This window comes from Aliiglaciecola sp. 3_MG-2023, from assembly GCF_030548205.1.
Lineage (GTDB): Bacteria > Pseudomonadota > Gammaproteobacteria > Enterobacterales > Alteromonadaceae > Aliiglaciecola.
Genome location: NZ_JAUORV010000021.1, coordinates 58,619 through 72,148, shown reverse-complemented (window position 1 = coordinate 72,148; position 13,530 = coordinate 58,619). Strand labels below are relative to the sequence as shown.

General features: G+C 40.9%; 12 protein-coding genes. 7 read left to right on the top strand and 5 right to left on the bottom strand.

What is annotated here, in order from left to right:
• The first annotated feature begins 168 nt into the window (after window positions 1-168).
• From Q4574_RS19600 to rlmF, 4 genes are all read left to right on the top strand, one after another.
• Window positions 169-1,206: a hypothetical protein gene (locus Q4574_RS19600; protein WP_303476881.1), complete on the top strand. Its 1,038-nt coding sequence runs from the start codon at window positions 169-171 to the stop codon at window positions 1,204-1,206.
• On the top strand, window positions 1,203-2,285 hold the full coding sequence (locus tag Q4574_RS19595; RefSeq protein WP_303476878.1) for a hypothetical protein: 1,083 nt from the start codon (window positions 1,203-1,205) through the stop codon (window positions 2,283-2,285). Before Q4574_RS19600 ends, Q4574_RS19595 begins: the two co-directional genes overlap by 4 nt.
• Before the next feature lie 2 nt (window positions 2,286-2,287).
• The gene (locus Q4574_RS19590) at window positions 2,288-2,716 is read left to right on the top strand and encodes a hypothetical protein (protein WP_303476875.1); all 429 of its coding nucleotides are present in this window, start codon (window positions 2,288-2,290) and stop codon (window positions 2,714-2,716) included.
• 350 nt (window positions 2,717-3,066) lie between these two features.
• Window positions 3,067-3,972, top strand: a complete 906-nt coding sequence (gene rlmF, locus Q4574_RS19585) for a 23S rRNA (adenine(1618)-N(6))-methyltransferase RlmF (protein WP_303476872.1) — start codon at window positions 3,067-3,069, stop codon at window positions 3,970-3,972.
• A gap of 48 nt (window positions 3,973-4,020) precedes the next feature.
• Here rlmF and Q4574_RS19580 read toward each other — a convergent pair whose 3' ends face one another.
• A complete protein-coding gene (locus Q4574_RS19580) occupies window positions 4,021-4,548 on the bottom strand; it encodes a hypothetical protein (protein WP_303476870.1) in 528 nt (175 codons plus the stop codon).
• A 575-nt stretch (window positions 4,549-5,123) separates the two neighbouring features.
• Between Q4574_RS19580 and zapE the strand changes: the two genes are divergently transcribed.
• The 3 genes from zapE (at window position 5,124) to Q4574_RS19565 (ending at window position 7,660) form a co-directional block, all read left to right on the top strand.
• Window positions 5,124-6,311 (top strand): cell division protein ZapE, encoded by a 1,188-nt coding sequence (gene zapE / locus Q4574_RS19575; RefSeq protein ID WP_303476868.1) that lies wholly within the window; start codon window positions 5,124-5,126, stop codon window positions 6,309-6,311.
• Between the two features lie 532 nt (window positions 6,312-6,843).
• Entirely contained in the window at window positions 6,844-7,404 is a 561-nt protein-coding gene (locus tag Q4574_RS19570) for a hypothetical protein (RefSeq protein WP_303476941.1), read from the top strand.
• A gap of 28 nt (window positions 7,405-7,432) precedes the next feature.
• Window positions 7,433-7,660, top strand: coding sequence for a hypothetical protein (locus Q4574_RS19565; RefSeq protein WP_303476867.1), 228 nt, complete (start codon window positions 7,433-7,435; stop codon window positions 7,658-7,660).
• A gap of 164 nt (window positions 7,661-7,824) precedes the next feature.
• Here Q4574_RS19565 and Q4574_RS19560 read toward each other — a convergent pair whose 3' ends face one another.
• The 4 genes from Q4574_RS19560 to Q4574_RS19545 all read right to left on the bottom strand — a co-directional run bounded on the left by Q4574_RS19560 (window position 7,825) and on the right by Q4574_RS19545 (window position 13,492).
• Window positions 7,825-8,964, bottom strand: coding sequence for a serine hydrolase (locus Q4574_RS19560; protein ID WP_303476864.1), 1,140 nt, complete (start codon window positions 8,962-8,964; stop codon window positions 7,825-7,827).
• Window positions 8,965-9,222: 258 nt separating this feature from the next.
• Entirely contained in the window at window positions 9,223-11,460 is a 2,238-nt protein-coding gene (locus Q4574_RS19555; protein ID WP_303476862.1) for an alginate lyase family protein, read from the bottom strand.
• A 272-nt stretch (window positions 11,461-11,732) separates the two neighbouring features.
• Entirely contained in the window at window positions 11,733-12,317 is a 585-nt protein-coding gene (gene ssb / locus Q4574_RS19550) for a single-stranded DNA-binding protein (RefSeq protein ID WP_303476861.1), read from the bottom strand.
• Window positions 12,318-12,625: 308 nt separating this feature from the next.
• Complete coding sequence (locus Q4574_RS19545) at window positions 12,626-13,492, bottom strand: CoA ester lyase (protein ID WP_303476858.1); 867 nt, start codon at window positions 13,490-13,492, stop codon at window positions 12,626-12,628.
• Window positions 13,493-13,530 lie beyond the last annotated feature (38 nt).

The window sequence follows — 13,530 nt, the reverse complement described above, 5'->3', positions numbered from 1 at the left end:
TATTGGCAACATAAGCTATTTTGGTCTATATGTTTATGGGTACAGGTGAAAGGTACGGTTTAGTCGCACTCGTTACGCCAAATATTGTCATGTAGTTTCAAGGGAATTGACAACTAACACTAAATACTCATTCGTTAACGCGAATTGAAATTTTGGAGATACATGATAATGGATAATCGCCCCACCCGAACCATCGGGCAATCTTTTATACTCAAATTAATCGTATTGCTAACCTTGGTTATTTTCGTTTATTTAGTATCACACCTTATAGTAATGCACACTAAATCAGATGAACAAGGTGCAATATCCTGGAAATATTTTGCCCAGTTATCGAGTACCGGTGAAGTCAATTTCAAAAATTTAGGCGATTTGGATTGGTATATCGGTGCAGAGCAAAGCCTAGATACCATTGCCAAAATTCGCGACCGGTCAACCTCCATATTTGAACTCTTCACTAAAACCAAAGCACAAATATTACAGTTAAAACTAAGGGTTAACGATCTAAAAGAAATTACCCCTATCGAAACCCAATTGGATCAAGGGGAATATAACAACGCTTACCTTTTGGTCGCCGAGGTTAGTTCCAAATTGTCAGCTAGTAACTTATTACCAAACACTATTAAAGAGAATTTATTTGCTTTGGACAGATTAAAGCAACAACAACTGAATGACCTCGAGACGTTGTCACCGCCTAATAAACTCTTCATGTGGACATCTCCGAATTTATCCATGTTAGAAATCCTTTTTTGGGCTGTTTTTGGGGTGATCACAAATTTATTAGTGAACTCGGCAGAATACCTGCGCAAACAAAACTTCAATCCACTCGAGCGCTGGGTCGCCTACACCAAACTGATTTACGGGCCAATTCTCGCGCTAGTTATGGTGATGGCAATAATGTTCGGCTGGTTTGATTTAGGTCCTTATAAAGCAAGGGTTTGGACACTTCCCTTAATAGGTTTCATTTTTGGCTATGCGTCCAGGCGCACTGCGGCGTTATTCGATAAGTTAATTGCAAAAGTATTGGGAGAAGCTGAAAAAAGCATCAATGAAGGCCCCAAAAAACTCTATGAAGAACGCACAAAATTAATTAGGGCCTTAAAAAGTGCTGCAGAGCCGAAAGGGTTTGGTGAAATAAAAAGTCAGGCAAAAGAACTTGCCAATGGGTTAGTAGAATCTCAATTGGCTAAAAAGGATCCGTCCAAATGAAAATACAACATCTATTTACAGTTTCAATTATTTTATCAACACTGAGTGTTATTAGTGGTTGTGCCAGCCAGGCGGTATTAGATCTTACCGATCAATCAGTCGAAAACCAAAAATTACTGGCTCAGCAACAGAATGTCATTGCCAACGCATTCGATAATCAACTAAAAACTGAAGCAGAGATGGTAAAGTTGGTTGGCGCTGAATTGACAAAACAGTGTGAGATAATAAACCGCAATACTCAAAAACACGCAGAGGCTTTAATTAGCAACTCCAAGCTCAAAATGAGGGAGTTGTTTTATGAAAAAACCTTTATTTTTCAAAACACAGATTATCCCCAAAAATTTAATACCGCTTATGAGCCATTAGCAGCTTCATTTCAAATCTATCAAACGCAATTAAAAGCACTTGAAAACGAACAAACGTTAGCACCTTTAGATGTCGACATTACGCAGAAGATTTTAGTCAAAAAAACCGAGATATTAGCTATCGCCGATCGTCACTCTCAAGATGATTTGGAGTTACGTGATGATTTTTTTGAAGAGATAATTAAATCTAGAACGAGGCTTTTTGATGACATAAATTCAGAATATGCATCGATAAGCTTGCCGGCAAATATAAACTGTGACGGCTTTACTGGCCAAGCACAGGAGATTGCCGCAGAGCTGTTAACATTGCAAGCCAGTTTAGCGGCTCATCATGGCCAATTAGATACATTGAACGACAGTCAATTACAAACCCTGTTAACCCTGCAGAATAACCTTGATAAAACGCCTATTTATAAGCTCATTTTAGCCGGCGCTAGCGATAATCTAAAACTGAAACTAGATACCGCCGCGACAAAAGTTCAAGGTCTTTTAGGGCCATTATCCAGCCAATTCGATCAGTTTTTAACAAAAGTATCAGGTACGGCATTTCAAAGTTTGGGAGGGTTAACCCAAAACTTAGATAGCGTAGAAACGCGCATAACCACAGATATCAACAATAAACTCAGCGACCTACTAGATGAAATTCCCAACAAGGTGAACAACCTAATCAATAAACATGCCGCTCAAAAAACCACAGAGTCAAAAGGAATTTAATAATGAGAACCAGAAGATTAGTCCCCAGTTTTGATGCCCTTCCGCCGGATGTGAAAACCGTTGCAGATAATGCCCGGCAGGAAATGGATGAATGGATTGATGAAAAAGTTGAAGCATTGGCCGATGATATGGGCAAAGAGTTAAGTAAAGGCGTGAAACAACTTCAAACACAGGTTGCAGAAATCGAAAATGAACTGGCCGAAAGCCGTAAAAGTATGGATTCTATTTTGGCGCAATTAACTGGGCTCCAACAGAAAATTGAGTTGGGTGATGGTACCGAAATTAAGAGCGCCATTGCGTTAACCCAGCAAAGTGTTGAAAAAGTGAAAACTGAATTAGCCAATCGAGAGTCGAAATGGAGAGCCATAGGCAATGGTATTGTTGAGCAAGTTTCAGGTGCGGTAGGCAAGGTTGTGCCCTTTAGTTTATAACTGATATTTTTTACTGAAATATTAGGGATACGCGAGTAAAGTTAGCCGATTGCTATGCCAGCAGGGCCAGCAAAACAAAATTAAAGCTTGGGCATCGGCTGATTTCCACTTCAAATAATATGCGCATTTGATGACTAACCTTAAGGGCACAGTCTAATTCCTGTGATGCAAAAATTCCACAGCCGGCAAGTTGACAATAATTTGCCATCCTAGGCCTAAGCCTAGCCGCGCTCAATCTCATTTCATCTGCAAAAACAACAATCACAGTGCCCCCATGAATATCATGTTAAAATGATTGTTGGCGCTAAATATTGCGAATTGTCACTTAAGTCATGAGTTAACAAACAACAATGCACACAAGAAACCTTCATAAAAACGGCTATGATTTTGCCCAGTTAGTTCAATCCTCTCCAGAGCTCAAAAACTTTGTGGTTAAAAAAGAAGGTAGACGCAGTACCATTGACTTTGCTAACGCCAAAGCAGTAAAAACCCTCAATCAAGCCCTTTTAAAACAATATTACAACCTAAACTACTGGGATATTCCCGATGGCTTTTTGTGCCCTCCTGTACCAGGAAGAGCAGACTATATTCATCATATTGCGGATTTAATCGCTATCACCAATCACAATCAAAATGATGTCATTGGGCTGGATGTGGGTGTGGGAGCGAACTTGATTTACCCGATTATTGGTAACCAAATCTACGGGTGGCAATTTGTTGGAAGTGACATCAACGATACCTCACTGCATTCTGCCAAACGGATTATCAGCAACAATAGCAATCTAAAAACGCACATCAAGGTTCGAAAACAAGCTAATAGTCAGCATATATTTAAGGGCATAATTCAAGGAGGTGATAAATTCACATTTACCATGTGTAATCCGCCTTTTCATGCTAATGCACAAGATGCACTGGGAGGAAATCTGCGTAAAAACCGGAACCTCGGTCGACATAAACAGAAGAGGCAAAGTGCCGGTCCTCATCGATTACAGGAAGTCAGTAAAACGCACCTTAATTTCGCCGGACAACACAACGAGTTATGGTGTAAAGGCGGCGAATCCGCGTTTATTAGTAAGATGATTGTTGAGAGTCAGCAATTTGCCAAGCAAGTGCAATGGTTCACCTGCTTAGTCTCGAAAAAAGAGCATTTGAACAAGATTTATCAGCAGTTAAAGCAAGCTCAGGCTCACCAGATTGAGACTATTGAAATGTCTCAAGGCAGTAAAGTGAGCCGTTTCGTTGCATGGCAATTTTAAATCCGCAGATTTAGACGTCTTTAAATTAAAGGGCAGCCTGTCCTTGTATTAAAACGTCTCTGCAAACCTCACCGCGGAGTCTTTCATAACCTTTTTAGCTTGTTGTATTTGCTGTCTGTCTTTTGCGTGCACTATCACTGACCATTTATTGTGATGAGTTGCATCTCTTGCCTTATTCACCACTGAATCGTGATCAGGACGCAATGAAACTGCACCCGCAACGAGAAGCCCCATAAAAGTTCCTAGGGTTCCTGTGGCAATAATCAACATTATCGGACTGGAAACAGCAAACTGTGTTCCTGCTATGATTAAAGATGAGGCAACGAGCAGTCCTGTAACCATACCAATTAACCCCAGCATCAAATGAGAAGCGAGAAGCGTTTTACCAACTGCCTGGGTTTCTGGCTCTATTTTACGTTCAAATTGGCGATCTTCCGGTGCAACTATATTGAACTGATCTTCTGAAATCTCAGCTGTATTAATAAGCTTCTCTGCGGCCTGCTTCGCCTTAAATTCGTTTTCATACACAGCGACAATCTTACTAGGATGTTGCTCTTCAATAATATTCGGTTTCATCATCATTCTCCTACTGCATTAACTACGATTTCATAGGGAACTAAACATTTTTGAGTTCCCTGAATTCTGTGTTTTTTATGACTTGTGTTACTTAAAGGAGCAAGGTGAATGCCAACCCTCAGAATCCATTTAAAGGATGTTAAGTTTGCTAGCTAAAGGAGAGATAAATCACCCCTGCAACTATTAAAAAGTTTAGAAACTTATCATCTTTATGGAGCGAGCAGACTGGCTAACTACTTGTATCTCATTAAATTTATTAATTCAGATTAGGCTATAGCAATGTTCAAATGGTGGCTGGAATCAACACTGGCATTTAGAATTTGTAAACTTAGAAAGCAATTACACGTTGTCAGTCGAAGTGGAAGCAGAAAACTGCGAGCAGATAAAAATGTGAAACATTTTCACACTGTGTAATTTTTACCCGAAAAATTCAAAGACGAAAGATAGGATAGTGCTATCTTGCAGCCCTTAAATAACTTAGCGGCTTTAATCTTGAGTTGGTCTATATGATCTTGGATTACGCTGGCAAAAAAAGTAAAGTAACGCCATCTCATACAACCTAGGAATAGATTGCGATGCCTGACGGCACAACACTCAAACTTGCGAAGCACTCTCCTCGAAGTCGTTATCAATCGCTTTTGGGCTCAAGCCTGGTAGAAGACCCAGCACAAATTCAAGCAGTAGATGCGCTTCATAATCTATTTGAGCGTTTGCCAACCTATAGAGACAGTCAAGGGCTTAAACCTAAGGGTATCTATCTGTGGGGGGATGTTGGGCGCGGCAAAACTTTTTTAATGGATTTGTTTTACGATTGTCTGCCGTCAGAAGGTAAATTAAGACTTCATTTTCATCGCTTTATGGCTCGCATACATCAGGCTTTGAAAGAACATGAGGGACAACAAGATCCTTTAGTCAAGGTTGCTCAAGACCTTGCTAATGAATATCACATTTTGTGTTTTGATGAATTTTTTGTATCAGACATAGGTGACGCCATGATTTTAGCGGGTTTATTTACCAGCCTATTTGAACTCGGCGTTTTGCTAGTGGCAACCTCTAATATTCCCATCGATCGCTTATATGAAAACGGTTTAGCCCGTCATAAGTTTTTACCCTGCATTGCCCTTCTTCAACAACAAACCCAATCAATTCATCTCGCCGGAGAACAAGATCACCGGTTACGTTCAGGGCCGTCACTCAAGGACATAGCTAACTTTGCATCCAAATCACATAATATCGGCATGAACTCAGATATGAACTTCTCTGCTATTTTTGACCAATTAACAGAGCTAGTATCCAACTCAGAAATAAATCAAACTAGTATCACCATTTGCCATCGACAGATCCCAGTTGTCCGCGCTATAGAGACAGTCACAAATTCTGTCGCCTGGTTCGATTTTCATGCTTTATGTGAAGGGCCTCGCTCGCAACTCGATTACATGGAAATCGCATCACGATTTAATACCGTAATGATCAGCCAAGTCCCTCAATTAGGCGGTAAAGTTCGAGGCTGGATTAAAGCCCGGGGTACCGAAGATGGTATAGGTGACAACCAAGCAGCTAGCACAGGTGAGCGCGTGGTTTCTTATGCTGTAAAAGATGATATGGCACGACGCTTTATAAGTTTAATTGACGAGTTTTACGACCAAGACGTCAAAATATACTTGAGCACAAATGTGCCGCTTACCGAGTTGTATTTAGAAGGCGCATTGAAATTTGAATTTCGCCGAACTTACAGTCGCCTAATGGAAATGAGTCGAGGCTAACCTATAGATCCGCGAGGGACATTTTAAATCCAAGGCTATGAAGACAGCCACACCACTATGAAGACACCCATGTTAATAACTCTAATGAGACACCCATGCTTAACTCTAATGAGACCCCCATGCTTAATCATTATGAAGACAGCCATGTTAATGAGACACCCATGTTTAACTTTCTATTCATACTCAGCAAAGCGTCAATTTGATGGGAGGGTGCGCACAAACCCACTAATGTGGTAGCGTTAAGCAAAGAGCGCTAATGAGACACCCATGCTAGAGACGCTAAAACTCTAATGAGACACCCATGTTAATCATTATGAAGACAGCCATGCTAATGAGACACCCATGTTTAACTTTCTATTCAAACTCAGCAAAGCATCAATTTGATGGGAGGGTGCGCACAAACCCACTAATGTGGTAGCGTTAAGCAATAATTAAATGGACGATTAATAAAGGAAACACCATGATAAAGCGAATTCTAACTCCCCTAACAATCACCAGCCTACTGCTTGGCAACTCTCTTTGGGTTAGTACAATGGTTAGCGCAAAACAAGTTATTCAACCAGCCCCTTTAGTATCCATAGCCACTCAAGATAGTTTTTTCAACAGTTTAAAAGCACTTTGCGGAAAAGCCTTTTCTGGTAAGGTAACCATCGACAATCAAGGTCCAAGCGCTATGTCGGAGCAACCTTTGGTTATGCACGTAAGGCGCTGTACTGAACAACAATTGCAAATCCCCTTTCACGTAGGCGATGACGCGTCACGCACTTGGATAATCACCAAAACCGGCTCAGGTCTCTCTTTGAAACATGACCATCGCCATGCTGATGGCTCTTATTCAGAATCAACCATGTACGGCGGCCATACTCAAGATGCCGGCTGGCCACAGGCTCAATCCTTCCCTGTTGATCAGTATTCTAAAGAATTGTTCGCAAAAGCGGGCAATCCCCAGTCGAGCACCAATATCTGGCAAATGTATATCTACCCTGAGGTATTTACTTACCGTTTGATCCGCGAGGGAAGAGAGTTCAGGGTGGATTTCGATTTAACTCAAGAAATTGATACGCCGCCCGCGCCATGGGGTTATCAAGACTAAATATTCTCCAACAAATAGATATGGCAAGATGCATAGGCAGAAGGGGGGATTTCTCAATTCCGGAGCGATTACTGGGTTTAACTTGCCTTGTCGACCAAACTCCTTTGCCGATATTGTGAAGGGGTTGTGCCCGATTGACTGTCCAAATATATGGATTGACTATACTGTGCAAGGAGGCGCGGTGTTTAAGGACAGTCATTACCACAGTATTTGGCGTAATAAAGAACTCGACCATGGCGGAATCGTTGATTTGTAATCAACGATTAACTTGAGGAAAAATCATAGTTCGACACTAAAGCGCGCAGACTAGATTGCTGTTTAGCATTTCAAACTATGGTCACCCAATGCATGAACCTCGTAGACGTCGATAGAGAGTAAACTGGAAAGATGCCGGTTGGCATCTTTTCCAAGCTTAATTTACTAAAACGCCTTTTTCGCTAGTTTCAACACTTTTTTCAGACTAGCAGCCAACTCTTGATTAGAAATATCATTGCACATCCAAGCAATGGCAAGGTCTTTGTCTGGAATTCGGCTAAAAAAGGTATAAGTGCCCAGCCAACCGCCAGAGTGGAAGAATACGAGCTGATCATTTTCTTCACTAACAAATTGCCCGTTTGCATACAAAATACCCTCACGGGCCTCAAACTTGCTATTGGGAGTGTTCATATCCGCGAGCAATTGCTTGGGATCTTTACCCAGTTTCGGGGAATAAAAGTAACTATCCCATATCAACAAATCATCTAAATTGGTGTGTAAACCGCCGTCGCCTACCCAGAATAAGTTTGTCATATCGGTTACATAGGTGCCATCATCACGTTGTTTGTAACCATAGGCACGGTTTTTCACTATCTCTACAGGGTCATCACTAAAGAAGGTGTTTTTCATACCTAGGGGCTTAAAGATATGCTCATGGGAATAATCTCGAAGGGACTGTCCAGAAACGTTTTCCACTAACATCGACAGTAAAAAATAAGCCAGGTTGCTATAACTAAATTCAGTTTCTGGCTCTAAAGCAAGGGGCACAGTGCTGACAACCTCGAAGAATTCCGCAATAGTCAGATAATCCTCGTTCCCAAGACGAAACAAGCCACCAGCAGCAGACTTCAATTCTATGGACTTTGGATTTTTTTCTTCTTGGTCAAAAGAGCTGATCAGATCATAGTCTCCCATCCCAGAAACGTGTCCCAGCATTCCGTTAATGGTTATTGTGTGTCCGTAATCGGGCAAAGATGGAAGATGTTTACGAATATCGTCGTCTAAGGCTATCTTGCCTTCTTCAGCAAGTAGTAGCACAGCCAAGGCAGTAAATTGTTTAGAAACAGAAGCCATTCGATGCACTTGTGTCCCGTCTAAGGGCGTGTCGAGTTCAAGATTACTCAATCCATAACCTTTTTTATGGATAAAGCTTCCTTTGTGGATAACTCCCAGATTACACCCTGGCGCACCATCTTCGATCGCCCCCTGCATAATGGAATCAATGGCATCATTAAACTCGTTAGCAACAGATGAGCTAGAAAAGCACAGGGAAACGACAATAGTTAAAGGTAAAATAAAGTTCATAGTGCCTTCCTTGGGATGTTTTGCGATTAAATGGATACTTCACTGAACCAAAGATAAGTCATTTTTTAAACAAATACCAAAAAAGCGCCTAAAAAACACGGTAGATTTACAGTAGAGGAGTATTGATAGAGGTAGAGACGAGGAGAAGGCGATTTCAATTAAAAAAGCCGTATTCATCTCTGTGCATATTTTTGCAATATCACTGGATTGCAACAGAGAATCCTACGGCTGGTGTTTAATATGGTTGATGCTTATTTTTTATTGGTAGAAATAAGGCCCCGTCCAACTATATTTTTTGCCATTAACTTTCAAGCTATGCTTGGCAGTTTTTGAGGCATTATCGTTGGCAATAATGAATAACTGCTGATTACCTGCCAAGTCTGTAATAGTCACTCCAGTGTAGTTTTTGTTATCCACTACTACGTTTAAATCTGCGATATTACTTTTTGAATTTTGTGATAACTCAGTCACAGGTCCGTAGGAGCCATGGGGCTCAATAACAGAAACAAACAGAGTATCTTTGGCATTTCTGCGCAATAACAAAGAGGCATCACGGCGCAAGTTAAATTCAGGATCATTAGCGCCAATGCGGGTGAAAAGCAACTCATCATCGTTATCCGTCACGGCCGTTAAGGTGTAATACTTGCCATTACCTAACCATGAGAATTTTGAATTTCCGTTCACTCCATTGCCTTTGCCTTCAACGAAAAGATGTTGATAACCATTATCTTCTCCTAACGGACGCAGGACTTTAGGAGAGTCATAAGCAAAGTTCATATCCAAAACCTGTCCCATAAAGTAATACGGAAGATCATATTGATTTTTGCTATCTGATTTAACACGCATGATATCGAGTAAAAAGGCTTTCTCGAAGCTTTCATCTTTAATCATTGCCATAGTGCGATGCATAGATGTGCCAGGGTAAGCATTGCTTTCTGTGGCGCTCACCACCTGAACATTGTCTTTTTCAGCATCAAAGGTAAACAACTCAGAATGATGTTGACTGGCAATATCATAGCTACCATTAAAGTGCTTTTTCTCATTTACAGATAAGGTATTGTGAGCAATGGTTGTTTTTGCCCAAGTCGTGTTCTCTTTAAGATAGTTACCGCCGCCTTTTTGTTCAATATTTACGAAGCGGGCTAACCCGTAATCCTGTAAAACTTCATCACCTTTTTCATACAAAGAATAAGAAAGCTTATCGTAGTGACCATGGCTCAGGCCCTGAGCCGCATATTTAAAGACTAAAGTGAGATCTTCATTGCCATAACGCAATATGCCGATTCCCCCTTGTTTACCATCAATACCGTCACTTAGATTAATTGACTTTTTGGTGAATGGTTTAGCTTCGCCGTCGCGTACACCTATCGCCGCCGCTAAGCCAGACTCATCAATAAGTACCTGCCCTTGTTTTTCAACGATACTGAGTAGCTCAGGGTTTTTATCGCCATAAAAATACGCCAGATTAACCGCTGAAACTAAAGAACTGGTGTAATAGGACATGCCTTTTTGGCCATCGTTAATTGGGAAAAATTCACCATCAGCATCAGACAAATTCAGTAACGCGTTAACCCCTTTGAGTAACACGTTATTTTTATGCTGTAACACTTTCATTTCTGGGCGGTTATTTTCCATTGCCAGTGCCAATATTAAGAATGGGTACATGGCATAACGCTGATAATAAGGTCCTTCAGTATAATAACCGTCAGGTGAGAAAGGTTCTTCTAGGTTGGCAAAGAAACCTTTGCGTTGCCCTTCGACTTTAATTGTTCCGCCGTCGTTGTCTTTACCGCCGACTTCTAAACCGTCATCTTCAATGCCATAAAGTGCACGTTGAATAAGTTCTTCGTCATCCATTACCAAACCAATCATACCTACAGCCGTAATCCCCCATGTACTGTGGTTATGTACGCGGTTGAAAAACTGTGGGTTTTCTAATGAAATAAAGTCAGCAAAAGGGCGAAATAAATTTGTTTCAAGCTTGTCGCGCTCACTCTCACTCAAGTAATCGTAAATGGCATCATAAGCCTGGCTCATGTAAACCAACCAGTTACTGTCGTTTAGACACTGCCAAAATAGCTTTCCTCTGGCATAAGAGCGTTCTTGTGGGTGAAGCGGTAGATCTTTGTACATTGCTTCATACTGAAACAACATATCGCGGATATATTTGGCATACTTTTCGTCTTCTAAAACTTGGTAGAGCACACCAGCTTTTTGCGCAGTAAAGAAGTTTAATTTGTGACGTTGGTGGGTATAACCGCCAGAAAAATCCTTTGGAATTGGGGTATCGATACCGGTTGCAATCTCTACATCAACTTCTCGTTTTATGCGAGCAAGAGACTCATCAAATAAAGGAACTTGGCCTAAATTCGCTCTAATTCTTTCCACACCGGGCTCGGTCAGAATAAGATTTGGGTGTTCTTTTGCACTGAGGGCGAAAGACGAAATACTAATCCCAATGGATAGCAAAGTAACAGAGAACTTTTTTAGGTTCATTAAGCTTGAGTTCCTTTTTTCAAAAACCGTATTGCAAATAGTTGCGATCAATCATTAACTCGTAACATTAACATATTGATGACAATTTAGGGAAAGTACAATAACAGAATCAACCGAGTATAAAAGCAGACCACTAAGTTATAATGTTAGCCCTCCGTTGAAATTGAATTAAGTTAAATACAATTATTAATTAAAGCGTAAAGCTTGCCATAAAAAAGCCGCTTAATAGCGGCTTTCTAGGGTGTTTTTCAACATTTTGTCTTAAGTACAGGTCAGAACGGAATATCATCATCAAAATCAAAGTCAGGCTCAGCCATAGGCGGCTTATTCCCTGGATTTTGTTGATTCGCACCTGGATTCTGTTGAGGTGCGTTGCCGTATTGCTGTCCACCGCCTTGTTGTGGTGGTTTAGCGTAATTCTGCTGTGGTGCTTGTGCAGGCTTTTGTGGCGCTTGGTTATATTGACCACCGCCTTGACCTTGATTCGAATAGCCACCTTGCTGATTGTCAGATTGGCCTCCACGACCTCCTAACATCTGCATTTGATCAACAATAATCTCAGTGGTGTATTTGTCTTGACCACTTTGATCTTGCCATTTACGCGTTTGCAGTTTGCCTTCTACATAAATTTGCGACCCTTTACGCAAATATTCACCGGCAATTTCAGCTAAACGACGGTACATGGTCAATCTATGCCATTCGGTGCGCTCTTGCATCTGCCCACTTTGGTCTTTCCAACTTTCACTGGTAGCCAAACTTAAATTTGCTACTGCATTACCGTTGGGCATGTATCTAACTTCTGGATCTTGTCCAATATTACCCACTAAAATGACTTTGTTGACACCTTTAGTTGCCATGTTTACTCCTATTATTCGTTGCTAAACAAGTTGTCTTTCCCATTTCTTGTATGTCTCAAGACATACTTATTTAGCATCCAAGCAGATATTTCTAAATTGGTTATTAAATTCAGAAACTTACCTAAATATTTATGTAGAAAAGGTATGTTCGCTGCCAATTTAGTTAAAAAACTTGGCATCATTGTTCGTATTTATCCGCAGTATTGTAACCCGAATAGTTAGTTTTATCTCAATAAAATCTGAACTAAATTCAGTTTAAATTACTTACCATTAATATAAATCAATTTACTCATTGAGCTAGTCTAGTTTTACCGATTTAGCCTTTTCAAAAGATTTTCTGCTCGTTTCACCACAGGTAAATCAATCATTTTATTGGCAAAATTAGTGGCCCCTGTCCCCTGCTCATATTGTTGCTGGAAAGATTGAATTATGTCATTGGCCTGTTTTACTTGTTGTTCAGAGGGCATAAAGACTTGATTCAATATTTTAACTTGCATTGGGTGTACACAAGGCGCACCAGAAAACCCTATTTTGTTGGCAAGCTCGGCAACGACCTGAAACTTGTCAGTATCGCTAAAATCCGCGATGGAAGCAGGAAACCCCATAGGTATGATATTTGCCCGCCGACACGCCATAATTAATTGCTGACAAGGGCCAACAAGTGCTTCAGTGATGGGCTCCATGCCAATGGACAAAGACAAATCTTCCGTGCCCATAGTCATGGCCACTAAGCGACTAGAGCTATTGGCGATTTCGTCTAACTTAGACATTACATCAACGTGTTCAATTTGCGCAATCAGTCGCGTATACCCCGGGGGCATTTGCTTTTCATGTTCCAGCTCTTCGATTGTCTCAGCAATTAATTGGACATGGCCAGCACTGCTGACTTTCGGGATAACTATGGCGCAAACCTGAGGATCAATTACCGCTTCTAAATCTCTTATTGCGAGTCGTAGTCCGGAGTTTATTCTAACTAAGGTATCAGCGCCGTCTTTCGCCACGACTTTAGCAGCAGTTACAATATTCGCCCGTGCAGTGGTTTTGTGGTCAGGAGGAATACTATCTTCTAAATCTAGAATATAACCATCAGCACCACGAGTATGGGCTTTATCAATAAATTTTTGATTATTAGCAGGTAGAAACAGTAACGAGCGCCAAGGGATTAAATTAGTCATTTATATTCTCACCAAAATTGGCATTAAGTTTAACTCAA

Coding starts and splice junctions, on each gene's coding strand:
- Q4574_RS19580 (WP_303476870.1), bottom strand. CDS start 4,548: ATGAAACCGAATATTATTGAAGAGCAACATCCTAGTAAGATTGTCGCT.
- Q4574_RS19600 (WP_303476881.1), top strand. CDS start 169: ATGGATAATCGCCCCACCCGAACCATCGGGCAATCTTTTATACTCAAA.
- Q4574_RS19560 (WP_303476864.1), bottom strand. CDS start 8,964: ATGAACTTTATTTTACCTTTAACTATTGTCGTTTCCCTGTGCTTTTCT.
- zapE (WP_303476868.1), top strand. CDS start 5,124: ATGCCTGACGGCACAACACTCAAACTTGCGAAGCACTCTCCTCGAAGT.
- Q4574_RS19590 (WP_303476875.1), top strand. CDS start 2,288: ATGAGAACCAGAAGATTAGTCCCCAGTTTTGATGCCCTTCCGCCGGAT.
- Q4574_RS19595 (WP_303476878.1), top strand. CDS start 1,203: ATGAAAATACAACATCTATTTACAGTTTCAATTATTTTATCAACACTG.
- Q4574_RS19555 (WP_303476862.1), bottom strand. CDS start 11,460: ATGAACCTAAAAAAGTTCTCTGTTACTTTGCTATCCATTGGGATTAGT.
- ssb (WP_303476861.1), bottom strand. CDS start 12,317: ATGGCAACTAAAGGTGTCAACAAAGTCATTTTAGTGGGTAATATTGGA.
- Q4574_RS19565 (WP_303476867.1), top strand. CDS start 7,433: ATGCATAGGCAGAAGGGGGGATTTCTCAATTCCGGAGCGATTACTGGG.
- rlmF (WP_303476872.1), top strand. CDS start 3,067: ATGCACACAAGAAACCTTCATAAAAACGGCTATGATTTTGCCCAGTTA.
- Q4574_RS19545 (WP_303476858.1), bottom strand. CDS start 13,492: ATGACTAATTTAATCCCTTGGCGCTCGTTACTGTTTCTACCTGCTAAT.
- Q4574_RS19570 (WP_303476941.1), top strand. CDS start 6,844: ATGGTTAGCGCAAAACAAGTTATTCAACCAGCCCCTTTAGTATCCATA.